We start from the raw sequence: 23,000 nt of genomic DNA on the forward strand, positions 1-23,000 counted from the left end.
ACTATGAGTACTTTAAAATCCAAATTTGACAGCATTTACAATGCTAATTATTCAAAAGTGTTTCGTCTGTGCCAAGGTTATACTAATGGTAACGAGACTCTATCTAAGGATTTAACTCAAGAAACTTTTATTAAGGTATGGAAGAATTTAAAATCTTTTAGAAACGACTCAAGTTTATCAACATGGATATACAGAATTACAGTTAATACATGCCTTATTGAACTTAGGAATAAAAAGTCAGTACCAATTTCAGATCATTTAAGTCATCTTGAACAAAATAATGACGATAGTTCAGAAAAGAAGGAATTACAACTAAACCAATTGTATTGTTGTATTACTAAATTAAAAAATGAAAATAAAAGTATCATTTTACTCGAATTGGAAGGCTTACCTCAAAAAGAGATTGCAGACATTATAGGTTTGAGTCATGAGGCTATTAGAGTAAGAGTTCACAGAATTAAAAATGAATTAACTAAATGTGTTAAACAATGACAGAATTCAAAGATTTAAAATCCAAATGGGAACAACAGCCACAGGTAGAAACACCAAAAAATGGCTCAAAAGATATTTTTAAGAAAATTAATTTTCTTAAAAAGAAACAGCGTATCACTAATTTTGTTTTGTTAGTTACAGTATTAATTTTAATAGGGTTTTCTTTTTATATTGATGCTTATAACAATGTGTTAGTGAGCTTTGCTCTTTTTTTAATGATAGGAAGTTTGATGATACGAGTAATTATAGAACATTTAAGTATTAAAAAATTGAACCAACTAGATGTTACTACAAACGTGACAACTTTTAACACTCTAATGGCAACTTATTATAAAAAAAGAATAAAAACACACTATATCGCTACGCCAATTATTCTAATTTTATATATAATAGGGTTTGTTATATTACTGCCATTTTTTAAAGAAAACTTATCTTATGGATTTTATATGTATATCATAATTTCATCAATGTGCATATTCTTAATTTTGATCGTTTTTATAGGGAAGCAAATTAAAAAAGAGCTAACTTCTTTAAAACAAATTAAAAATTAAGACTTCAAGATGGGTATCATATTGTCATCCTGGATGCAGTCTAAGGGTCTATATAAATAAACAAAACCTCACTTTTAAAGTGAGGTTTTTTTATAGAACATTATTTGATTTAGTATCTTTAAAAACAAAACACTTGATAATGAAAAATAAGAAGCAGTTTTTAGGGTTTATTTTTATGGCTGTCATCTTAATAAGTTTTACACAATGTTCTAGTGCACAAAAACTACAACTACAAGAAAATGTCTCATTTGAATTAGGTCAAGTAACCTTTCAAAGATGGGTTGCAGGTGTTCAAGGTGGTGGTTCTGGTATACACATGTTGATTAATGTGGTTTCAAACAAAAACAATGTTATATTCGATTCGGTGTATTTTAGAGGCTATCAAACAAAAATAGAAATAGGAAAAATTGACTATATCGCTAATTTTAAGACAGATTTAAATCAACGAGAAGACCTTATAATGAGTGAAAATGGAAAAGAGGAGTTTGGCAACGAGTCACCAATTAAAGAAGCTAATTTCCCATTCAAAATAGCCGATAATGAGTGTGTTATTAGTTATTTAGAGAAAGGCACAACCAAATATCTTAAAGTAAATAATCTTGTTGAAAAACCTAAAGAGGATTATCCATCTGCACCACCAAAGCAGCCATAATTTTATTCGTTGTATAGCGTCTTATAAAACTGTATATTTAGCAGCATAAAAACAACCACTTGAGTACTTTAAAATCTCTATTTAAACAAACTTTTATTTATGGCTTAGCAACTGTGCTACCACGAATGTTAAGTTTTTTATTAGTGCGTTTACACACAGACGAAAGTGTCTTAAAATCGGTTGCAGATTATGGAGATGTCTCTTTAATCTATTCCTATTTCGTTCTCTTTAATGTTATTTTGGCTTATGGTATGGAAACAGCCTTTTTTAGGTTTTTTCATAAAGAGGATGACAAAACAAAAGTCATTGGGACTTCTTCCATTTCACTAATTGTTTCTTCATTTTTATTTTTTGTATGTGCTTTAGCATTTCAAAATCAAATAGCAAATTTAATTGATATTAAAGCTGAATACATTAATCTAGTTATTTGGATTTTACTATTAGATGCTTTGGTTATTATTCCTTTTGCTTGGTTAAGAGCCAATGCAAAACCTGTAAAATATGCGCTTATAAAAATTCTTAACGTCGTTATTAATCTTGGTTTAAATCTGTTTTTACTGTTGTGGTTGAAAGATTTAGCAACAGAATCTTCTGTGTTAGCAAGTATTTACAAACCTGATTTTGAAATCAATTATATATTTATAGCCAATTTAGTGGCAAGTGCTGTCACTTTGTTATTAATGTTGCCATTTTACTTCAAAATTAAATACACGTTTAATACCAATCTTTGGAAACAGATGATGCGTTATGCCTTTCCAGTATTAATTGCAGGTGTGGCATTTTCTATAAACGAAACGTTCGATAGAATTCTACTCGATAAACTCTTACCTGAAAACATTGCAAAAACTGAAATTGGTATGTATTCAGCATGTTATAAATTAGGTATGTTTATGACCCTTTTTGTAACTGCTTATAAACTGGGTGTGGAGCCTTTCTTTTTTAGTCATGCAAAAACTGAAAACCCTAAAAAGAACTATGCAAGAATTCTTGAGTACTTCGTTATTTTTGGTTCAGTTATTTTATTAGGAGTTGTTGTTTTTGCCGATGTTTTAAAAGTGATTCTAATTGGAGATGAAGCTTATTGGCAAGCCATGCTAATAGTACCAATTATACTATTGGCTAATTTATGTTTAGGTATTTATCACAATTTGTCTGTCTGGTATAAAATAACAGACAGAACCAAATTTGGCGCTTACATTTCTGTGTTTGGTGCACTTATAACATTAAGTTTAAACTTTTGGTTAATTCCTAAAATAAGTTATGTTGGTTCTGCTCTAGCAACTTTAGCAGCTTATGCTTCTATGATGATGATATCTTATTATTATGGGAAAAAGTACTATCCAATTCCCTACAACCTTAAAAAGATTTCATTGTATTTATTGCTCTCAATCGGTCTTTCAGCAATCACCTTTTATGGATTTAGAGGGAATTATGTTGTTGGAGTTTCAGCATTAATTGTATTTTTAGGTCTTGTTTTTCAACTCGAAAAGAAAGAATTAAAACGTATGCTAATCAAAAACAGGTAATGATCAAGCTCTTTAGTAAAATACGAAAGCGACTTTTAAATGAGAATAAAACTGGGCGTTATTTAAAATATGCTATTGGTGAGATTATTTTGGTTATGATTGGTATTCTATTGGCTTTACAAGTTAATAACTGGAATCAAGAGCGACAATTAAATAAAGAGGAAGCAAAGATATTAAAAGGTCTTCATCAAGAGTTTAATGAAAACATCACTAGGTTTGATGACATTTATAAATTACAAGAAGCTAGAAGAGATGGTATTTTGGAAGCACTGACTTCCAATATAGAAGACCTTTCAATTGAAGAATTTGATTCGATCAGTAAGGTTATTGGTTGGTCATGGACATTTGATCCTTATCAAGGGTTTTATAATTCTGTTATTAGTTCAGGAAGAATAGAATTAATCTCTAATGATGTTTTAAAACAAGGGATTACTAGATTTCAAGATTTATTGAATGATTATAAAGAAGAAGAAATTAATACAATGGGTTTTGTTGATGAAAACCTTTACCCATACCTTATCGATTATGACTCCCCGAATTTTGAGACCATAACTAATATTAGTGAGAGAACAGAACAAGAGAAAATAATTGAAAAACAAATTTATATCGAAATTTACCAATCTAATAAATTCGAAAACCTTCTTAATCTTGCATTTGCTTATATGTCAGCAATTTTTACAGAAGGTCCAATATTAAGAGAAGAAATGGTATCCATTATTGATTTATTAGAATCAGAAATTGCAAACCATAAATAGTTAACGCTAACCAAATGATAAAATTCTTTCGAAAAATACGTTACAATCTTATGGAAAAAAATAAAACTGGGCGTTATTTTAAATATGCTATTGGAGAAATTTTCTTAGTCATGGTTGGTATTCTTTTGGCATTACAGGTAAACAATTGGAATCAAAACAGACAACTAGCAAAAGAAGAGTTTAAAGTTCTTAAAAGCCTTCATCAAGAATTTAGTGAAAATCGTGTTAGATTTAATGATATATACGATCTACAACTTTATAGAAAAAAATGTATAAATGCTGTAATGTCTAATAACTTTAAGGAATTAACTTTCGATAACTTAGGAACTTTAATGGGAGGTGTTACTCAACAATGGACGTATGATCCTTTTTTAAGTATTTATAAATCAGTTATTAATTCAGGTAAAATAGAATTAATAACAAACGATGTGCTAAAGAAAGAATTATCTGAATTTCAAGATCTACTAAAAGATTACAAAGAAGAAGAATTAAATGCAAACGAGTTTGCAGCAAACAATTTATATCCTTTTATTATAGATAACTTTAAAATGGACTTCAATTTGATTTTCAATAATATTGAAATTACAGAAGAAGAAAAAACCATATATAAAAGTGACATAATTAAATTATATGAATCTGATAAATTTGAAAACTTAATGGTCTATGTGTATAGCTACATGAGAGACATTTTTACAGAAGGTCCAATGTTAAGAGAAAAAATGATTTCAATAATTAATTTATTAGAATTAGAAATTGAAAAGCACGAATAATTGTCATTCAGAGCGATAGCGAAGAATCTCAAAAAAATAAATGTATAATTTAAAAGATTCCCATTTTCAAGGGAAAATATTATGAACATAAAAATAATCAACAAATCCAGTCACGAATTACCACACTATGAAACCATAGCGTCTGCTGGCATGGATTTAAGAGCAAATTTATCAGAGTCTAGAGTTTTAAAACCTTTAGAGAGAAGCATTGTTGGCACTGGGCTTTTTATTGAATTACCAGTTGGTATTGAAGCACAAGTACGTCCACGAAGTGGCTTGGCAGCCAAAAAAGGAATTACTGTTTTAAATGCACCAGGAACAATAGATGCTGATTATAGAGGCGAGATTGGTGTGATTCTTGTAAACCTTTCAAACGAAGATTTTACCATTAATAATGGCGAACGTATTGCGCAATTAGTGATTGCAAAACACGAACGTGCCCAATGGACTGAAGTTGAAGAATTATCTGAAACCTCAAGAGGTGAAGGTGGTTTCGGAAGCACAGGAACTAAATAAAATAGTTATCCTGCAAGATTTTAAAAACCTTGTTGGTATCTTATCAAAAAAGAAATTAAAATTAATTAAAAAGATTCCCTCCTTCGAGGGAATGAAAATAAAATTTTCAATGAAAATAATAGTACCCATGGCAGGACGAGGTTCTCGTCTTCGTCCACATAGTTTAACAGTTCCAAAGCCTTTAATTCCAGTTGCAGGACAACCTATTGTTCACAGACTGGTTAAAGATATTGTAAAAGTATTAAACCAACCTATAGAAGAAATAGCCTTTGTGCTTGGCGATCCTGCTTGGTTTGGAGACGATGTTGTTTCTAGTTTAGAAGACTTAGCAAAGAGCTTAAATGCTAAAGCAACTATCTACCGTCAAGACCAACCTTTAGGCACAGGTCATGCCATTATGTGTGCCAAAGAATCTCTTTCTGGTCCTGCAGTTATTGCTTATGCAGATACGTTGATTCGAGCAAATTTTAATCTAGACCCAGAAGCAGATGCTGTTATTTGGGTCAAACAAGTCGATAAACCCGAAGCTTTTGGAGTCGTTAAATTAAACGATAAGAATGAAATTGTAGAACTGGTTGAAAAACCAGAAACCTTTGTGAGCGATTTAGCTGTTATTGGAATTTACTACTTTAAAGATGTGGCTATATTAAAAGAAGAATTGCAACATGTGTTAGATAACAACATCATTAATGGAGGAGAATACCAGATTAACGATGGTATTAAAGGTATGATGGCAAAAGGAAAAGTCTTTAAAACTGGAACCGTTGATGAGTGGATGGACTGTGGCAACAAACCAGTAACTATTGAAACTAACACAAGAATGTTAGGCTTTTTAAAGACAGACGGAAACGAACAATTGATTGCTTCAACCATTAAAAATTATAATTCGACTATTATAGAGCCTTGCTTTATTGGTGAGAATGTCGTTTTAAATCATGCCACTATTGGACCAAATGTGTCTATTGGCAACAATTGTAAGATAGAAGCTTCAACCGTTAAAAATAGCTTAATACAAAGTCATACTACTATTAAAAACGCTAATTTAGACGACGCAATGATTGGTAATCATGTGAATTACAATGGAAATTTCACTAAAATTAGTATTGGCGATTATTCAATTTTAGAATAAATATTAAATTGTCATTCTGAGCAAAGCGATGAATCTCATAATATGAAAAATAAAATCTACATCCTCATTTTTTTATTCGGAATGATTTTCATGCCACAGGTAAACTATGCACAAGTGGATTTTAACAAAACTCCAGACGATGATTTAGGCAATGTAGAAGACAGAACCCAGGAATTGTTTTTTGAAGCTTTAAAACAAAAGGGCATTGAAAATTACGATCGGGCAGTTACAGCACTTTTACAATGTATAGAACTAGATAAATCCCAATCGGCATTTTATTATGAATTAGGTAAAAATTACAACCTATTAAAAAACTTTGGTGCAGCAGAAGATGCCTTAAAAAAAGCCGTAAAAGAACAACCAGATAACGAATGGTATTTAGATGCGCTTTACGAAGTGTATGCGCAGCAAAACGATTACGATAAAGCCATAAAAACTGTCAAACAACTAGTTAATTATCATCCAGATTATAAAGAAGATTTAGCGAATCTATATTATAGAACTAAAGACTATAAAAAGGCACTTGAGGTTCTAGATGAATTGGATAAAGAGCAAGGTATTACACCTTCAAGAGACATGTTAAGAAATCAAATTTATGCTGCAACTGGACGTAAAAAAGATCAAATAGAAAATCTTGAAGAACGTGTGATAGATAATCCAGACGAAGAATCAAATTATCTCGCATTGATTTATAGATACAGTGAAAATAACGATAATGAAAAGGCTTTTGAAACGGCTAAAAAATTACTTGAAATTAAACCAAATTCACAGTTGGTTCATTTAGCATTATATAAGTTTTATTTAGGGGATAACAATCCAGAACAATCTATAGCGTCTATGAAAATTGTGCTTCAAAGTTCTCAAATTAAACCAGAAGCCAAAATGAAGGTCTTGTCAGATTTCGTGAAATTTGTTGGTGAAAATCCAGAATATGAAGCAGATTTAGTGGAAGCAACCAGTTATACTTTAGACGATACTAACGAAAAAAGTCATATAGAATTAGCGCAATATTATTTAGCTAAAGGCGATAAGCCAAAAGCTTTAGAATATTTTAACGAAGCATTAAAAATAGATTCAGATAATTATACGGTTTTAAAAAACGTCCTCCTTTTAGAGATTGACTTAGAACAATATGATGAAGCTGCATCAAAAAGTGAAACAGCCTTATTAAAATACCCTTCGCAACCCTTATTATATTTAGTAAACGGCGTAGCTCTTAATAAACTTAACAAGCCTCAGAAAGCCATTGATGTTTTAGAAACAGGAATCGATTATGTGATAGACGACACAAAAATGGAAGCCGATTTTTACAAGCAACTTAGTTTGGCTCATACCTCTTTAAACAATACAACCAAAGCTAAGACGTTTAGTGATAAAGCAAAACAGTTAGAATCTACAAATTAATGAACCTATCCTTTATTAAAAAATACCTAGTTATTGGAAGTCTTTTAGTGAGTTTTTTTGGGTGTAAATCTGCAAAAACACTTGCTGATGGCTCTGTAAATTTAAATGTATCTTCAAAAGAAGTTATAAAGGAAAATTCAAGAATGTCTCCCGATTTTAAAACTCTTCAGGCTAAAGTTCGGGTTGCCTACATTCAAGGAAACGACTCGCAAACTCATACAGTTTCTTTCAGAATGTTGAAAGATCAAATTATTTGGATTAGCTCCTCGTTTAATATTATTAGAGTCATAATCACTCCCGAAAAAGTGCGATATTACAACAAATTAGATAATACCTATTTCGATGGAGATTTCAGTTTTTTAAGCGACATTCTTGGAACTGATTTAGATTTCGAGAAAGTGCAAAATCTATTGCTTGGAAATCCGTTATACACCTTAAACAAAACAGATTACAGCATGTCTGTAAACAATGAAAAATATTTGTTTCAACCTAAAGAACAATTAGCGCTTTTCGAGTTGTTTTATATTATAAATCCAGTACATTTTAAAATGGATTCACAACAATTAGCACAAACTATAGAAGCCAGATTTCTACAAATAGATTACTTAAATTATCAGGTAGTTGATAAGCAAAGTCTACCAGAAAATATTAAGATAAACGTGTTGGAAAGAGACCAAGAAACGGTTATAGAAATGGAGTTCAAATCTGTATCTTTGAACCAAAATTTAAGATATCCTTTTAACATGCCATCTGGATTCGAAGAAATAGTTTTAAAATAAATGAGGCTCAAACACACTTTTAAATATATATTCTTACTAGGCTTTACATTGAGTAGTCTGGTTGGTTTTTCTCAAAGTAAAAAACAACAAGAGTTAGAAGAACGTCGTCAGGAACTTCGAATAGAAATTAAACGCATTAACGATTTATTATTCAAAAATAAATCTCAGCAGAAATCACAAACCTCACTTATTGAAGATTTAAGTTATAAGGTGAGTGTACGTCAAAACTTGATAAGGGTTACCAATCAGCAAGCCAATTTATTGACTCGAGAAATAAATACCAATCAAAAAAGAATTACAGAATTAAGAGATGAACTTCAAACCCTAAAAGACAATTATGCCAAAATGATTGTCACATCTTACAAAAGCAAAAGCGAACAAAGTAGAGTCATGTTTTTGTTATCGTCCAGTAATTTTCAGCAAGCTTATAAACGTGTGCAATACATCAATCAATATGCAGATTACCAAAAAGAGCAAGGGGAAGCTATCAAAATAAAAACGGTGGAATTACAAGAAACCAATGTGGCTTTATTAAAACAAAAAGCAGATAAACAAAAGCTAATTGACGAAAATAGAGTAGCTCAAAGAGAACTTGAAAGCGAATTAAAGCAGCAAGAAAGTTTGATGGCTTCTATTAATAAAAACTTAAATAATTATACGGCACAAATTAGAGAGAAGCAACGAGAAGCCGATAAAATAGATCGAGAAATTGAAAAAATTATTCGCGATGCCATAGCTAGTTCCAATAAAAAAGCAGGAAAAACTACAAAAGCCTCTACTGGCTTTGCATTGACTCCAGAAGATAAAATATTAGCCGATAATTTTGTGTCTAGTAAAGGAAAACTGCCTTGGCCAGTTGAAAAAGGTGTGGTTAAACTACGCTATGGAAAACAACCACATCCAGTGGTAAAAACAGTGATGATACAAAGTAATGGTGTAAGAATAGCCACTGAAGAAAATGCACCAATACGTGCTGTTTTTAACGGAAAAGTACTTGCTGTACAAGCTATAAAACACGGAAACTTATCTGTATTAATACAACATGGTAACTACGTAACGGTTTATAAAAATTTAGCAAAAGTCTATGTGAAGAAAGGCGATAATGTTAAGACGAAACAAGAAATTGGACAAGTGTTTACTAATCCATCTAACAAAGAAACCCAATTAAACTTTAGTATTTTTAAAGAAAGCGCCACTCAAAACCCAGCAGATTGGATTTACAAGATGTAATCTTGAAAATCTTATCATGGATTTACAAAATGTGATAACATTTTGAAACACTTTTTTTGGATTTACAAGATGTGACAAGCAACGCTTGTCATCCCGAACTTGTTTCGGGATCTCCTTAATAAATGTAGTTTGTCTTTCCGAACAAAGTGAGGAATCTCTAAAATTCTCTATAACTATTATTGAAAACCTCTAGCAATTACGGAAAAACCGTAACCACAACCATGCATTTCATCGAAAAGCAGGAAATATACGTAGTACTACGTACAGGATAATATAAATTTACCTTTTAGGTTTATGCCATATAAACTTAAAAAATATTTAATATGATCAAAATTCAAAATTCAAAATTCAAAATTTTAAAAGCGTAAAGCTAAGGCGTTTTTTATCTAAAAGTTTCATCTTAATTTTACTGCTTGGTGTGTTTGGTTGCCAGAAAGAAGACGATGTAAATATAGAATCAACAATAAACAATGTTAGTATTAAAGAATACACTTTTAATGAATTAAATGGAAACACAAAATTTAGTAAATCGTATAAAAAAGTAGTAGATGCTATAAAGAAGAAAAGATCGAATGAAGGCAGAAGTTTTGATAACAATGATTTCGAAATAGATTCAACAGTTATTAAAGAGATAAAAATAGGTAATACAACCTCATATACATTTCGTGCCATTTTAGACAACCAAGAACCTAATAGTTTTAGCAATATAGTTGTCCAAACAGATAGTTTAGAAGGAATAAAAGCGATGCTTATTACATACTTTCCAGAGTCTCCAATGGAATATATAGAAGCACATAATTCTTATACATTTCAAGGGACTAGTGTTTTTGAAGCCATTGAGATAGATTCTTCCTTTATTGAAAATAAATACATAGATGGTTGTGTTGAAAATTATACGAGTTCTTGGGGTGGGACAGATCATCCAGCAGGAGGCAATTGTACAGCAGCCTATATTACTGTTGATTGGACCTGCGCTAACTCTGGAGGTGGAGGCTCTGGAAGCTCTTCGTCTGGTTCAGGAAACAGTCCTTCAAATAATCCGGACCCTATTTTAACAGCTCCAACATATAATTTTCCCTACGAGCAAAATTTAATAGGCTGTTTAGAAACAGACAATCTTGCAATTTTAGAGTGGATAAATAATTCAGCTAATTTTTTTCAAATGAGGGATGCAAGCAAACTCTGTAATGCAGATAATCAGGGTTTTATTATAGAAGGTATTGAGACAGAGTTGGAAGGCGGAGAAGCAGATTTTCCAAATAGAGTTATATTAGATTCTACGTTTGTGAATAATGTACAGTTAAAATGTGTATATGATAAACTTACTGCTGATAACAATACTCTATTTAAGAATACAGTTGGGGCTTTTGTTAATGACCCAAATTTTTATTTAACATTTAGAGTAGGAGAATGTACATTAACTGACGACCAATGTACAAATGATAGTGACCCTAATAACATTGTTATTACATTTGAAGATGTAAATACAAGCCCAGTTGAAATGGCTCAAGCAATTTTACACGAGTCTATACATGCCGAACTGGCAAGATTTGTTGAGCAATATTTGAGTGGTGTAGATATTAATAATAGACCTCAACTTTTTCAGTATTATACTTATTATGCTGAACTATATGGTGAATTTGATGATGCTATCGATCATATATTCATGACTCAAAATTATATTAACCCTATTACTCAAGCATTGAGAGAATTTGATAATAACAGTTATCCTTTAGAGTATTATAAATCATTTTCTTGGGATGGACTAAGAAAATGGGATGCTGGGAATTTATTAGATATTGATCCTTTAGCAGACGAATATGATGTTTATAGAGTAATTGTTAATCAAAACACAACTATATGCAATTAAGAATAAATTATATAATATTGGTGTTCTTTGTTACTATTTTTTCTTGTTCTGATAATTCAGATAAGGATATATATAAGGTAGTTATTAACTCAAAGATAAAACCTTTGCCTCCACCCCCTCCTATAAGGGGTGATTCAATTAGTTCAATAAGCAATAGTGTTATCGATTCATTAAACAATGTGCCATTAAAAATCGCAGTTAATCCTTTTTTGCTTGATTTTAAAAGTGACTATACTAAATTATTTAATAATATAAATGATGCAAAAGTTGACTATTTTATCTCAACATTAAAAGTAAGAAAAGAAGATATTAATGCTAGAAGAAGTTTAAAATTCACAGTTCTTGAGGAAGAAATTTCAGATTTTACCAGTAAACTTAAATTTTATGATGGCATTCTATTTTTATCAACAATAAAATACGATGATAAAAAGGATATGGCGTTGGTAATAATCGGCTATACTAATGGCAGGTTATCAAGTTCTACTTATTTATATTTATTAAAAAAGAATAAAAAGACTTGGGAGATTATAAAAAGAAAAAGACTTTCAGTTTCTTAGTTTATATGTCTATATGGAATATTTACTGAGACTAATCTAGGAATTGAAGTTTGCAATTAATATGAAACAAGTTATATACATAATTGGTATTTTAATATTTTTATTATCATGTCAAAAAGCAGAAAATAGTGATATACAATTGCTTAAAAACACAGAAGATATAATATCATATATTATTGAGAGTAAGGCGTATGCTCTTCCGCCACCACCACCTCCAAATGATTCGTTATGGAAACTTACACAAGAAGTAAAAGACTCAATACTTAATGTGAAATTGAATGTGGCTATTTATCCTACTTTAAAAGCTCCTTTAAGTAATAATAAAGAAGGATTATTAAAACTTGATGAAGAATTTCAAGCCTTAGTTAATAATTTTATTAATATTAAATCAAGTACAAATATTCCAATTGTATCTATTAATAAAAAAAGTAGGCATCGTGTTATTCTTGCAGATACTATTATTTTGAAAAAATCTAGAGATTGGAAAGAATATGACTTACTATTTTATTTTTCAAACATTTCATTTAATAAAAACTATGATAAGGCTGCTTTAAGAATCGGAATAAGTAGAAGCTCACTTTGGGGTAGTGGAGGTCTGTTTCTATTAGAGAAGAAAGGCGATAATTGGGAAACAGTTAAAATTATAGAAAAAGAAGAATGGTAAAATAATTAATATATAAATAAGCACCTCATCTAAAATTTAAGGAGAGGTGCTTTTTATTATTTAAATAAAAGTTAATCAAACAAAGCCTTCAACTCAGTCGCATCGCTAGGTTTCATTTTCCCAGCAAGCACCAAACTCAATTGCTTACGTCTTAAAGCGCCTTTAAAGCGTTCTTTTTCTAAATCAGTTTCAGGTGTAATTTCTGGTACAGCTACAGGGCGTCCTGTTTCATCTACAGCCACAAAGGTGTAAATAGCTTCGTTGGCTTTGGTTTTTTGCCCAGACTCTCTGTCTTCTATCCAAACATCCAAATAAATCTCCATAGAGCTTCTAAAGGCACGAGATACTTTGGCTTCAACCGTAACAACAGACCCAACAGGAACCGAACGATTAAACTCCACATGGTTTACAGATGCCGTTACTACAATACGTCTGCTATGTCTTCTAGCAGCAATACTGGCAGCACGATCCATTCTAGCAAGTAATTCGCCACCAAATAAATTATTTAATGGATTCGTTTCACTAGGCAGCACTAAGTCTGTCATGATGGTTCTAGATTGTTCAGGTGTTTTTATAGACATAATAGATTCACATTTATTAAATAGAAATGCAAAGGTAAGCCCATTTTGAATTCTAATTGAATTTAAAATGAAAAATTAAAAAGATAAAATGTCAGGATTTTAATGTGGTTTAGAGACTAATCCAACTTTTTAACCAAGAGCCAAGCAGCTGAATTGTGTGAACGTTTTACCTCTCTCAAAGCCTGTAAAGCTTCCAAACGGTCTTCGTAACTAGCATAAACCACTTCGTGTAAACCATATTTGTTTACACCAATTTTTCTGGCATCGTAACCTAAAGATTTAAGCTCTTCTAGTTTTTTATCGCTGTTTTCTTCCACTCTAAAAGCACCAGCAATAATGTGGTAATTACCTACTTGTTTTTTAACGTGTAAGGTAACGGCTGGAAGTGGATTTTCAATCACAAAAGTAGCTTCTTGAATTTTGTTTTCAAGTTGTTGACTGGCTTCTTCTTGTGCTAATTGATTGTGTGTGTTTATGTTGTTTACATAGTAATTAGAAGCAACAAAACCACCCAAGGCAAGTGCGATAACAGCAACAGCAGCATATTTTAAATAACCTCTAGACTTACGTCTTTCAGGCGTAACAGCAATAGGAATTACTTTTTCGATTTCCTGAGCCTCTTTTTTATAAACGTCTCTCTTAACTGAAAGTGATACAAATTGCGATAACCCAAAAGCATCCGTTAAATAGTTTAAATGATACGAAGGTTCGAAAATCATTTTTCCTTCATTGTTTAATGAAAGGTCACCGATATTTTCAAAGGAGATGGTTTCACCTTCAATTAAATAAGACTTTAACGCTTTAACACGTTTTTCAATCTTCTTTGAAGCTTCCTCGAAAGGAATTTTTTCAACATCTGCAATATAATGGGTTAAAATACCATCATTCTTCTGAATTTGCTCGTTAAAAGAAAGCATTTTCTTTGGAGGATAAAAGGCATTTGTCGATTCGTGTATGGTTGCCGAAACACGTTGTGTTAGAAAAGCTCCAAACTCAGGAACTGTAACACATTCATATCTATATAATAAATCGCTGATGTAAGACTCTAATTGCATAAAAACAAAGTTAGCAAAATTTAAAAGCGAACAAAAATTCGGCTTAACTATTTATTAACATGATAAAAATTCTTTACTTGTAGTCTCATAATCAAAAAAGTAAGATGACAGAAAATAGCTTGCTTCCTGTTTTAGCCTTGCAACACATACCAAATATTGGCGATATTACAGCTAAAAAGCTGATTTCGCATTGTGGTTCTGTGGAAGCTATTTTTAAAGAAAAAAAACAGAATCTCCTCAAGATTGATGGTATTGGAAGTTTGGTATTAAGAGATTTATTTAACAAAGACCATTTTAAAGCAGCCGAAGAAGAATTAAAATACATTCAAGAAAATAAGATTAGTACCTTATATTTTGCAGATGCAGATTATCCAGAAAAATTAAAACATTGTATCGATAGTCCTATCTTACTGTTTCAATCTGGAAACATTAATTTAAAGAAACAACGCATAATTAGTGTTGTTGGAACCAGAAAAATTACGACTTATGGCATTGCTTTTTGTAATAAACTCATTGAAGAGCTTGCTGTTTTTAATCCTGTAATTGTTTCAGGATTTGCTTATGGTACAGATATTACGGCCCAAAAGGCAGCTATAAAAAATAAGTTACAAACCATTGGTTGTTTGGCTCATGGCTTAAACCAGATTTATCCAAAAGCACATAAAAAATATGTGGCTGAGGTTGAAAAAAATGGTGGCTTTTTTACCGATTTTTGGAGTAGCGATCCCTTTGATAGAAACAATTTTTTAAAACGAAATCGTGTGATAGCAGGTTTAAGTGAAGCTACTATTGTCATAGAATCTGCCGAAAAAGGAGGTAGTTTGGTAACAGCAGATATTGCCAACTCCTATAACAGAGATGTGTTTGCTGTACCAGGAAGAGTAACCGATAGTCAGAGTTTGGGTTGTAACAATTTAATTAAATTTCAAAAAGCGCATGTGTTGTCTAATCCTCTGGATGTTCCATATATATTAAATTGGGAACTGGAAGTGGATAAAAAAGCAGCTGTGCAAAAGCAATTGTTTGTAGAGTTAAATGACGAAGAGAAAGTAGTTTACAATTATCTAAAAGATAACGAGAAACAACTTTTGGATGTTATTGCATTAGAATGCCATATGCCTATCTATAAAATTGCGGGAGTTTTATTGAATATGGAACTAAAAGGCGTGATAAGACCTTTACCAGGAAAGCTGTTTGAAGTTATTTAAAAGTTAATTTTAAGAATCCAGATATCCTGAAAATAATCCAATTTTGAAAGCTCTTTTTGTTTTTGATAAATAGCACTTGCATCTTCGTTATTGGCTAAATAAATATAATTCCACTTATTTTTGGGATTGATGTACGATTTTGGTGTGTGACCTTTTTCTTCTAAAGTTTTCATCCAATTCATAGCATTTTCTTCAACGGAAAACACATTAGTTACTAAATAATAGCCTTTTGCAAGATTTGGAATACTAATAGATTTTAAACTTTCAATGCGTTCTAAACCTGTTTTCCTTTTTGGTTTAGGAGTTGAGGTTTGCGCTACTTTAACAGGTTTTGAAACGTCTGATTTTGGTTCAAGAATTTCGGCTGATTCCTCTTTTATTTCAATGTCAACAATTTCGGTAGGTTTTTCATTTTCAAACACGACTAAAGTTTCTTCGTTACTTTTTCCTTCTAAATAAATAGGACTAATTTCGGTTTCAAACGCTACAAAAAACAGATAGAAACCATCTGCCTTTGTTTTAAACCGAATGGTGGTTTCTGAAGAATTATTGGATAGAATGTTGTTGTTTTTGTTTGGGATTTCCATTTTTAATAGATCGAAACCTAAGGTATTAGTGCTATTCGGGTTTCGATCTAAAAAGGGCTCATCTTCAATGGTTATTTTGCTATTAAAGAAATTATTTCCTGGACGTTGATTGGATGAAAGCAATACAAATGATTTTTTTTCTGCATCTAAAATAGAGCAATTATCTGTTTTGTATTTTTGGTCACCTTCTAGAGTTCCAATTAAAAGTGAGGTTTTGATATCGCCGATTTCATCTGTTTTAAAATCTTTAAATTTAATATCTGTAGCTGTTTTATCAACGCCAACAAATCCATTGTAAGTGGTGAAATATTTGGCAGTTTCAGTTTCATCTTCATAAATAATATATAACAACCAACCACCTGCAACACCTCCTGATACATAGCCTTCGGTAGCTTTTATATTTGCAACTGCATAGGTACCGTTTAAAGTACTGCTGTTTTTTAATAATGAGGTGACATCTGCATAACAGACATAAGGTTTGGTGTCTTCAAACAATTCGGTTTCATAACTATCATAAATAACATGTCCAGTAATGGGTTGGTAATTTCCCAGGGGCTGTTTAAAGAGAATGGAATTTACGTTTGTAGAGCGTTCGTCTTTGCCTTGATACACCATTTTTTCGTAATTAATAATTCTACGAACGCCTTTATCGTATTTATAAACAGCACTCCAATATAAAGCTGCATATTTTATAGATGAAGTTTCGTCTGGAAGTTTCAAATTTGCTTGACTGGAACTAAATGTTGATGGATCATCATCGACATCTATGTATTCCATTTTTAGCACATCGTTTATTTCAGAATCGTCATTAAATGGTTCAATGGCATCTGTACCTACAATGCTATTTCCAATGATAGTAGAATTTCCATTTAAATAGAATTTCTGGTTAGAAGCAAAGCGTTTCCCTTCTTGAGCATAGCTACAAAAAGGTGAAAGTATAAAAAGGGCTATCAGAAAACGCATCATTTAATAGTACTTTTAAAAACTAAATATACTATTAAAATATTACCTATAAAATTTTGAAAGTTAGTAGCCTACTTTTTCACGAACACGTTTTAAAACATTATTAGCAACCACTTTAGCTTTTTCTGCTCCAATAGCTAACTGTCTGTCTATTTCCTCTAAGTTATTCATGTAGTAATGATAACGTTCGCGCTCTGTAGCAAACTTGTCGATAATCAATTCAAAAAGAGCCTGTTTTGCGTGACCATAACCATAACCACCTTTTTCGTAATTAGCCTTCATGGATTCAATTTGTGCATCTGAAGCCAATAATTTATAAAGAGCAAAGCAATTACATGTACTCCAATCTTTAGGGTCTTCTAAAGGTGTACTATCTGTTTCAATAGTCATAATTTGTTTACGCAGCTTTTTGTCATCCAAAAATATATTGATTATATTCCCTCTACTTTTACTCATTTTTTCACCATCGGTTCCAGGAATGAGCTTGGTGTTTTCTTGGACTTTCCCTTCTGGCAAGACAAAAGTGTCTCCCATTTTAGTATGAAATCGAGAAGCCACGTCACGTGTCATTTCTAGATGTTGCAATTGATCTTTTCCAACAGGAACCAATTCGGCATCATATAATAAAATATCTGCTGCCATTAGCATTGGGTAATAGAATAAACCAGAATTTACATCTTCCAGTCTATCTGCTTTATCTTTAAAACTATGTGCCAATGTTAAACGTTGATAAGGAAAAAAGCAGCTTAAGTACCAAGATAATTCAGTTACTTGAGGAATGTCGCTTTGTCTGTAAAACACTGTTTTTTCAACATCTAACCCAAAAGCCAACCAAGTAGCAGCTGTAGAATATGTATTACTACGTAAAAGTTCTGCATCTTTAATTTGTGTTAGTGTATGCAGGTTTGCAATAAACAAATAAGAGTCGTTTTTAGGGTTGTTTGCCATGTTAATGGCTGGAATTAATGCGCCTAAAATATTTCCTAAATGTGGTGTTCCTGTACTTTGAATGCCTGTTAAAATTCTTGCCATATCTGTTTCCTAAGAAAAGGAATTTAATTAATTAGTGATTCCAAAATTTTTAATGAGCTACAAAGGTAATTTTTTTGATATAATAGCTCAATAAATTTGAGTAGTTTTGGCTCTTATGAGATTATTTAAGTATTTGTTTTGGATTTTATATCGCATCTGGTTCTATATTCTTGTAGCCTTGCCTATTATCATTTTGTTTCCATTTCTTTTTATTTCCTTACTAAAAGAGACTTGGTATCCATACTTTTTTAAGCTGGCTCGTTTATGGGCGAAATTTATTCTTGTTGGTATGGGGTTTATTTGGAAAATTGAGCATGACCAAGAGATAGAAACTAATAGAAGTTACATGTTTGTAGCTAACCACACATCTATGGCAGATATTATGTTGATGTTGGTGTCTGCCAAAAACCCCTTTGTATTTGTTGGAAAAAAGGAATTAGTTAAAATCCCTTTGTTTGGATTTTTCTATAGACGATCTTGTATTTTAGTTGACAGAAACTCCGAAAGAAGTAGAAAAGCCGTATTTTTAAGAGCGCAAAGAAGGTTAAAACAAGGTTTAAGTATTTGTATTTTTCCTGAAGGTGGCGTTCCTGATGACGAAAGCGTTGTTTTAGACACTTTTAAAGATGGCGCTTTTAGGCTAGCCATTAACCATCAAATCCCTGTGGTACCAATGTCATTTTTGGATAATAAAAAACGCTTTTCTTATACGTTTTTTAGTGGTGGACCCGGAAAAATGCGAGTTAAAATCCATCCATTTATCAAGACTGAAGGTTTAACAATAAAAGACACTAAGAGCTTAAATAGTAGCGCAAGAGAAGTTATTTATAAGGCGCTTCTTAAATCTGAAAAGTAATTATACATTTAAAAAAGATATCAATGACATGTTAAATTAAAAAAGCTGCTCTTGGCACAGAGCAGCTTTTAGTTTTGATCTTCAATGTTATTCAAATTCATTGAATATACAAATCAATCTAACCAACCAAAAACTAAAACTTATAACTTAAACCTGTATAAATACCAATAATATAAGGGTTGAAATTACCAGAGGTGTTTTCAAACGCATTTAATTGATATTTAAATGTTGGTTCTAAGTTAAACTTCACTTTTTCAGAAAATTTATAGTCTAGTCCAACGCCAACGTTGGTACTAAAACTCATACTTTTTATATTGTTTGCTTCACCTATATAGGTCTTTTCGTCATTTAATTCAGAAAACACTTCATTTCCATTTAAAATAAAAGAACTAAATCCAGCAATAAGATTTAAACCTAATTTTTTGTTTCCAATTCTATAATTCAATTCTACAGGAACCTCGTAATAACTAATGCGTTGACTAATTGCTGCCTTAGATTGAGGACTTAAGGCTGTATCAATTTGTCCAACACTTAAATTGTCTGCGCTTAAAGCAGTAAGTGTTTCGTTACCACTCGATAAATTAATATTCTTTAAAACACTTTGTGCCGAACTACTGTTGGTAACGCTTTGGTAAAGAATAACATCGTTAGTATCATAACTCAAGTTTAAAGAGCTTAAACCTGTTCGTATGGAGAGTTTTTTATTTAAATTATAGCTTACATTTACACCATAACTGGTGTTAACTTCTCCTGTTTTAGAGTTGTTTGTGAATTGTCCGTCAATGTGCGAACCTTTTCCCATTGAATTATAATAAACAGGCGCAACATTTGCGTAAACTTGCCACCTGTTTATTAGTTCTTCTTCTTCCTTTTCAATAATATCTTGGGTTGCAGCAATAGCCTCTTCTATAGTAAGATCTGTTTTATTTAGTTCTTCTTCAACAGTTTCTTCTATGTCTGCTTCTGTGTTTTCTACTTCAGCAATTATATTTTCTGATGTGTTATTATTTAATTGTTGTAATTGGATTTCAGCATTAGATTTGTCAAATTCTGAATTAAAATAGGTTTCTTCTTTATTTGAAGAATTTGGGTTTTCTGCTATTCTATTACTGTTGGGTGTATTGTTATTCTTGTTAAATTCAACTTGATTTGTATTAGAATCCTCGTTGTTTTTAGAACCTGTATTCTGAGCAATACTAGAGTTGTTTAAATTATTTGAAGGAGTTGCGTTTGCTGTTTTTGTGCTGTTTGAGTTATTTTTAGACCTATTCTTGTTAATTAAAGACTGGGTTTTTGTCGAGTTCTCTATTGCTATTTGGGGATTACTTGATGGCCTTTGAGAGTTTTTTGAATGAGTATTTAATTGGGTGTCTAAACCATCTATTTCTGAAGAATTTTCTGTATTATTTGACGTTGTAATAGGGGTGTTTATTTCGTTTCCGGTTAAAGAATTGGTTGCATCTTTCTTGTTGCTGTCAGTATCAACCACGTTTGTGTTAATCGTGTTGTTTGTGTTTTCTGTAGTGTTATTAAACAACAAACCACCTACTGTTAGCATTAAAAGTAATAAAGCTGCAACACCAGCAAATCTAAGCCATAACGGAAAGATTTTCTTTTTGTCTTCTTTTGGTTGGTTTAGTTTTTCTTGAATACCATTCCAAACTTCTGGGCTTGGAGATACTTCAAAATCTTTGAATTTTTCTTGAAAAATTCGATCTATATGTTTTTTATCACTCATTACAATGATTGTGAGTTTAAGCTCATTTTATATTCTTCAATACGGTCTTTTAAAATCTTTCTAGCTCTTGCTAAATTAGATTTGGATGTCCCCGTTGTTATGGAAAGCATCTCTGCAATGTCTTTATGCGAAAAACCATCTAAAACATATAGATTAAAAACCAATCTATATCTATCTGGTAATTCTTGAATAATTTGAAGAAGAAAATCTATCGATATATCGTCTTCTTCTACTGTTAGTTCAACGTCTTCAATATTACTTTCGTCAATAATTTCGAAAACACCTTGTTTTCTATAACGTTGTAATGCTGTATTTATGGTTATTCTTTTAATCCAGCCTTCAAAAGAACCTTTATGGTTATACTGAGATATTTTGTTAAAAATAGTCACAAAGCTATCTTGCAGATTATCTTCTGCCTCAGCATAGTTTTTACAATACTTTAAGCAAAGAGAAAACAATTTACTCGAAAAGAGTTGATATAATTCACTTTGTGCTTGAGTATCATTATTACTACATTTTTGTATGAGTTGATTTAAACCCAAATGAAATACGTATTAATTTAACTTATTTAATCTACTACTGGAACTTCAACAACCATATAGTTGTCGTCTCCTTGCCAAAATTTAAAAATATAAGTTCCACTATTTTCTGCTTTAAAACTAAAAGAGGTTTCAACCTCCTCATCCAAGGTTTCACAATTGTTGTCTACCAAACTGACATAAGTAACAATAGCAATCTTGTGCTCGTTGGCATCTTCCGTATTATAAATGTTATTAAAAGCATAACAAGTGGATGGTTTAATATAGGTTAGCGTAATTTCATATACGTCACCTAAAGTAAACTCTTCTGGCAATATAGCACTTTCTACAGGTAAAATTTCATAATAAAAACCTTGAGAACTATCATCGTTAGTGCTACAAGAAAAAATAAAACATACAAATAGATAGACTATTAATTTTTTCATTAAAAATACATATCTAACTTGTAGATGCATAAAACATGAAAAGGTTGCGTGTTATAATAAAAAATCCCGAAAAGCTTCGGGATTTATTTAAGTTATTCATTATTAGCTTTTAGCTGTTCTTTAATTTTTTGCTCCAGCTCATCTTGTAATTCAGGATTGTCTTTAATTAAGGCTTTAACAGCATCTCGGCCTTGACCCAATTTGGTATCTCCATAGCTAAACCATGAGCCCGCTTTTTTAATAATTTCGAATTCTACAGCAATATCTAAAATTTCGCCAACTTTAGATATGCCTTCACCATACATAATATCAAATTCTGCCATTTTAAAAGGTGGAGCTACCTTATTTTTCACCACTTTTACTCTGGTTTTGTTACCCATTACATTACCATCGGTTTCTTTAATTTGTGTAGAACGTCTGATGTCTAATCTAACCGAAGCATAGAATTTTAAAGCATTTCCTCCAGTTGTAGTTTCTGGGTTTCCAAACATCACACCAATTTTCTCGCGTAATTGATTGATAAAGATTACTGTACAGTTGGTTTTACTAATTGATGCAGTTAGTTTTCTTAATGCTTGTGACATTAAACGTGCATGAAGTCCCATTTTAGAGTCCCCCATTTCGCCTTCAATTTCACTTTTAGGTGTTAAGGCTGCAACAGAATCAATAACCACAATATCAATAGCACCAGAACGAATTAAATTATCGGTAATTTCAAGGGCTTGTTCGCCATTATCTGGTTGCGAAATAATTAAATTATCAATATCTACACCCAATTTTTGAGCATAGGTTCTATCGAAGGCGTGCTCTGCATCAATAAATGCAGCAATCCCTCCTGCTTTTTGGGCTTCGGCAATGGCATGTAGGGTTAAGGTTGTTTTTCCAGAAGATTCAGGGCCATAAATTTCAATAACACGTCCTCTTGGATAACCACCAACTCCTAATGCAATATCCAAACCTAAAGATCCTGATGAAATGGCATCTACATCTACGACCGCTTGGTCGCTCATTTTCATAACCGTTCCTTTTCCGTATGCTTTATCTAATTTATCTAAAGTAAGTTTTAATGCTTTTAATTTTGCGTCTTTTTCGTTGCTCATTTCTCTTTATTTTATCTTGTG

Annotated in this window: 24 protein-coding genes; 16 read left to right on the forward strand and 8 right to left on the reverse strand. The window is 31.6% G+C overall.

Translation table 11 applies throughout. The features are described 5' to 3' along the window. The first annotated feature begins 3 nt into the window (after window positions 1–3). From ACI5KZ_RS05080 to ACI5KZ_RS05145, 14 genes are all read left to right on the forward strand, one after another. Window positions 4–492 (forward strand): RNA polymerase sigma factor, encoded by a 489-nt coding sequence (locus ACI5KZ_RS05080; RefSeq protein WP_406847101.1) that lies wholly within the window; start codon window positions 4–6, stop codon window positions 490–492. After that, window positions 489–1,043 carry a hypothetical protein gene (locus tag ACI5KZ_RS05085; protein WP_109309253.1) on the forward strand — a complete coding sequence of 185 codons (555 nt, stop codon included), beginning with the start codon at window positions 489–491 and terminating at the stop codon, window positions 1,041–1,043. The genes ACI5KZ_RS05080 and ACI5KZ_RS05085 overlap by 4 nt, the downstream gene beginning before the upstream one ends. A 139-nt stretch (window positions 1,044–1,182) precedes the next feature. Then, complete coding sequence (locus ACI5KZ_RS05090) at window positions 1,183–1,695, forward strand: hypothetical protein (protein ID WP_109309254.1); 513 nt, start codon at window positions 1,183–1,185, stop codon at window positions 1,693–1,695. A 59-nt stretch (window positions 1,696–1,754) separates the two neighbouring features. Continuing rightward, window positions 1,755–3,221 (forward strand): oligosaccharide flippase family protein, encoded by a 1,467-nt coding sequence (locus ACI5KZ_RS05095; protein WP_406847102.1) that lies wholly within the window; start codon window positions 1,755–1,757, stop codon window positions 3,219–3,221. Continuing rightward, window positions 3,221–3,976, forward strand: a complete 756-nt coding sequence (locus ACI5KZ_RS05100) for a DUF6090 family protein (protein ID WP_406847103.1) — start codon at window positions 3,221–3,223, stop codon at window positions 3,974–3,976. The genes ACI5KZ_RS05095 and ACI5KZ_RS05100 overlap by 1 nt, the downstream gene beginning before the upstream one ends. Before the next feature lie 50 nt (window positions 3,977–4,026). Then, complete coding sequence (locus ACI5KZ_RS05105) at window positions 4,027–4,746, forward strand: DUF6090 family protein (RefSeq protein ID WP_109309257.1); 720 nt, start codon at window positions 4,027–4,029, stop codon at window positions 4,744–4,746. 81 nt (window positions 4,747–4,827) lie between these two features. After that, the gene (dut, locus tag ACI5KZ_RS05110; protein ID WP_109309258.1) at window positions 4,828–5,262 is read left to right on the forward strand and encodes a dUTP diphosphatase; all 435 of its coding nucleotides are present in this window, start codon (window positions 4,828–4,830) and stop codon (window positions 5,260–5,262) included. A gap of 109 nt (window positions 5,263–5,371) precedes the next feature. Continuing rightward, a complete protein-coding gene (locus tag ACI5KZ_RS05115) occupies window positions 5,372–6,391 on the forward strand; it encodes a sugar phosphate nucleotidyltransferase (RefSeq protein ID WP_406847104.1) in 1,020 nt (339 codons plus the stop codon). A gap of 42 nt (window positions 6,392–6,433) precedes the next feature. Beyond that, complete coding sequence (locus ACI5KZ_RS05120) at window positions 6,434–7,795, forward strand: tetratricopeptide repeat protein (RefSeq protein ID WP_406847105.1); 1,362 nt, start codon at window positions 6,434–6,436, stop codon at window positions 7,793–7,795. After that, the gene (locus ACI5KZ_RS05125; RefSeq protein ID WP_109309261.1) at window positions 7,795–8,574 is read left to right on the forward strand and encodes a DUF4292 domain-containing protein; all 780 of its coding nucleotides are present in this window, start codon (window positions 7,795–7,797) and stop codon (window positions 8,572–8,574) included. Before ACI5KZ_RS05120 ends, ACI5KZ_RS05125 begins: the two co-directional genes overlap by 1 nt. After that, window positions 8,575–9,804, forward strand: a complete 1,230-nt coding sequence (locus tag ACI5KZ_RS05130; RefSeq protein ID WP_406847106.1) for a murein hydrolase activator EnvC family protein — start codon at window positions 8,575–8,577, stop codon at window positions 9,802–9,804. 418 nt (window positions 9,805–10,222) lie between these two features. After that, window positions 10,223–11,674 carry a hypothetical protein gene (locus tag ACI5KZ_RS05135; protein WP_406847107.1) on the forward strand — a complete coding sequence of 484 codons (1,452 nt, stop codon included), beginning with the start codon at window positions 10,223–10,225 and terminating at the stop codon, window positions 11,672–11,674. Beyond that, a complete protein-coding gene (locus ACI5KZ_RS05140; protein ID WP_406847108.1) occupies window positions 11,665–12,231 on the forward strand; it encodes a hypothetical protein in 567 nt (188 codons plus the stop codon). Before ACI5KZ_RS05135 ends, ACI5KZ_RS05140 begins: the two co-directional genes overlap by 10 nt. A 61-nt stretch (window positions 12,232–12,292) precedes the next feature. Beyond that, window positions 12,293–12,895, forward strand: a complete 603-nt coding sequence (locus ACI5KZ_RS05145) for a hypothetical protein (RefSeq protein WP_406847109.1) — start codon at window positions 12,293–12,295, stop codon at window positions 12,893–12,895. 71 nt (window positions 12,896–12,966) lie between these two features. Here ACI5KZ_RS05145 and ACI5KZ_RS05150 read toward each other — a convergent pair whose 3' ends face one another. Both ACI5KZ_RS05150 and ACI5KZ_RS05155 read right to left on the reverse strand, forming a co-directional pair. Beyond that, entirely contained in the window at window positions 12,967–13,476 is a 510-nt protein-coding gene (locus ACI5KZ_RS05150; RefSeq protein ID WP_109309265.1) for an acyl-CoA thioesterase, read from the reverse strand. 116 nt (window positions 13,477–13,592) lie between these two features. Continuing rightward, the gene (locus tag ACI5KZ_RS05155) at window positions 13,593–14,531 is read right to left on the reverse strand and encodes an SPOR domain-containing protein (RefSeq protein WP_109309266.1); all 939 of its coding nucleotides are present in this window, start codon (window positions 14,529–14,531) and stop codon (window positions 13,593–13,595) included. Between the two features lie 104 nt (window positions 14,532–14,635). On the opposite strand from ACI5KZ_RS05155, the gene dprA reads away from it, so the two are divergent. Continuing rightward, window positions 14,636–15,739, forward strand: coding sequence for a DNA-processing protein DprA (gene dprA, locus ACI5KZ_RS05160; protein ID WP_406847110.1), 1,104 nt, complete (start codon window positions 14,636–14,638; stop codon window positions 15,737–15,739). On the opposite strand, the gene ACI5KZ_RS05165 is transcribed toward dprA, so the two are convergent. Both ACI5KZ_RS05165 and trpS read right to left on the reverse strand, forming a co-directional pair. Beyond that, window positions 15,736–17,292: a hypothetical protein gene (locus ACI5KZ_RS05165; RefSeq protein ID WP_406847111.1), complete on the reverse strand. Its 1,557-nt coding sequence runs from the start codon at window positions 17,290–17,292 to the stop codon at window positions 15,736–15,738. The two genes, dprA and ACI5KZ_RS05165, sit on opposite strands and share 4 nt — an antisense overlap. Before the next feature lie 60 nt (window positions 17,293–17,352). Beyond that, window positions 17,353–18,321, reverse strand: coding sequence for a tryptophan--tRNA ligase (gene trpS, locus ACI5KZ_RS05170; protein ID WP_109309269.1), 969 nt, complete (start codon window positions 18,319–18,321; stop codon window positions 17,353–17,355). 115 nt (window positions 18,322–18,436) lie between these two features. Between trpS and ACI5KZ_RS05175 the strand changes: the two genes are divergently transcribed. Beyond that, on the forward strand, window positions 18,437–19,177 hold the full coding sequence (locus ACI5KZ_RS05175; protein ID WP_109309270.1) for a 1-acyl-sn-glycerol-3-phosphate acyltransferase: 741 nt from the start codon (window positions 18,437–18,439) through the stop codon (window positions 19,175–19,177). 133 nt (window positions 19,178–19,310) lie between these two features. On the opposite strand, the gene ACI5KZ_RS05180 is transcribed toward ACI5KZ_RS05175, so the two are convergent. From ACI5KZ_RS05180 to recA, 4 genes are all read right to left on the reverse strand, one after another. Beyond that, window positions 19,311–20,915 (reverse strand): hypothetical protein, encoded by a 1,605-nt coding sequence (locus ACI5KZ_RS05180; RefSeq protein WP_406847112.1) that lies wholly within the window; start codon window positions 20,913–20,915, stop codon window positions 19,311–19,313. Then, window positions 20,915–21,457, reverse strand: coding sequence for an RNA polymerase sigma factor (locus ACI5KZ_RS05185; protein WP_406847113.1), 543 nt, complete (start codon window positions 21,455–21,457; stop codon window positions 20,915–20,917). Before ACI5KZ_RS05185 ends, ACI5KZ_RS05180 begins: the two co-directional genes overlap by 1 nt. Before the next feature lie 26 nt (window positions 21,458–21,483). Then, window positions 21,484–21,879: a hypothetical protein gene (locus tag ACI5KZ_RS05190; RefSeq protein ID WP_109309273.1), complete on the reverse strand. Its 396-nt coding sequence runs from the start codon at window positions 21,877–21,879 to the stop codon at window positions 21,484–21,486. Between the two features lie 92 nt (window positions 21,880–21,971). Beyond that, window positions 21,972–22,979, reverse strand: coding sequence for a recombinase RecA (recA, locus tag ACI5KZ_RS05195; RefSeq protein ID WP_109309274.1), 1,008 nt, complete (start codon window positions 22,977–22,979; stop codon window positions 21,972–21,974). Window positions 22,980–23,000: the final 21 nt, after the last annotated feature.

It is taken from the genome of Xanthomarina sp. GH4-25, from assembly GCF_045363175.1.
GTDB lineage: Bacteria > Bacteroidota > Bacteroidia > Flavobacteriales > Flavobacteriaceae > Xanthomarina.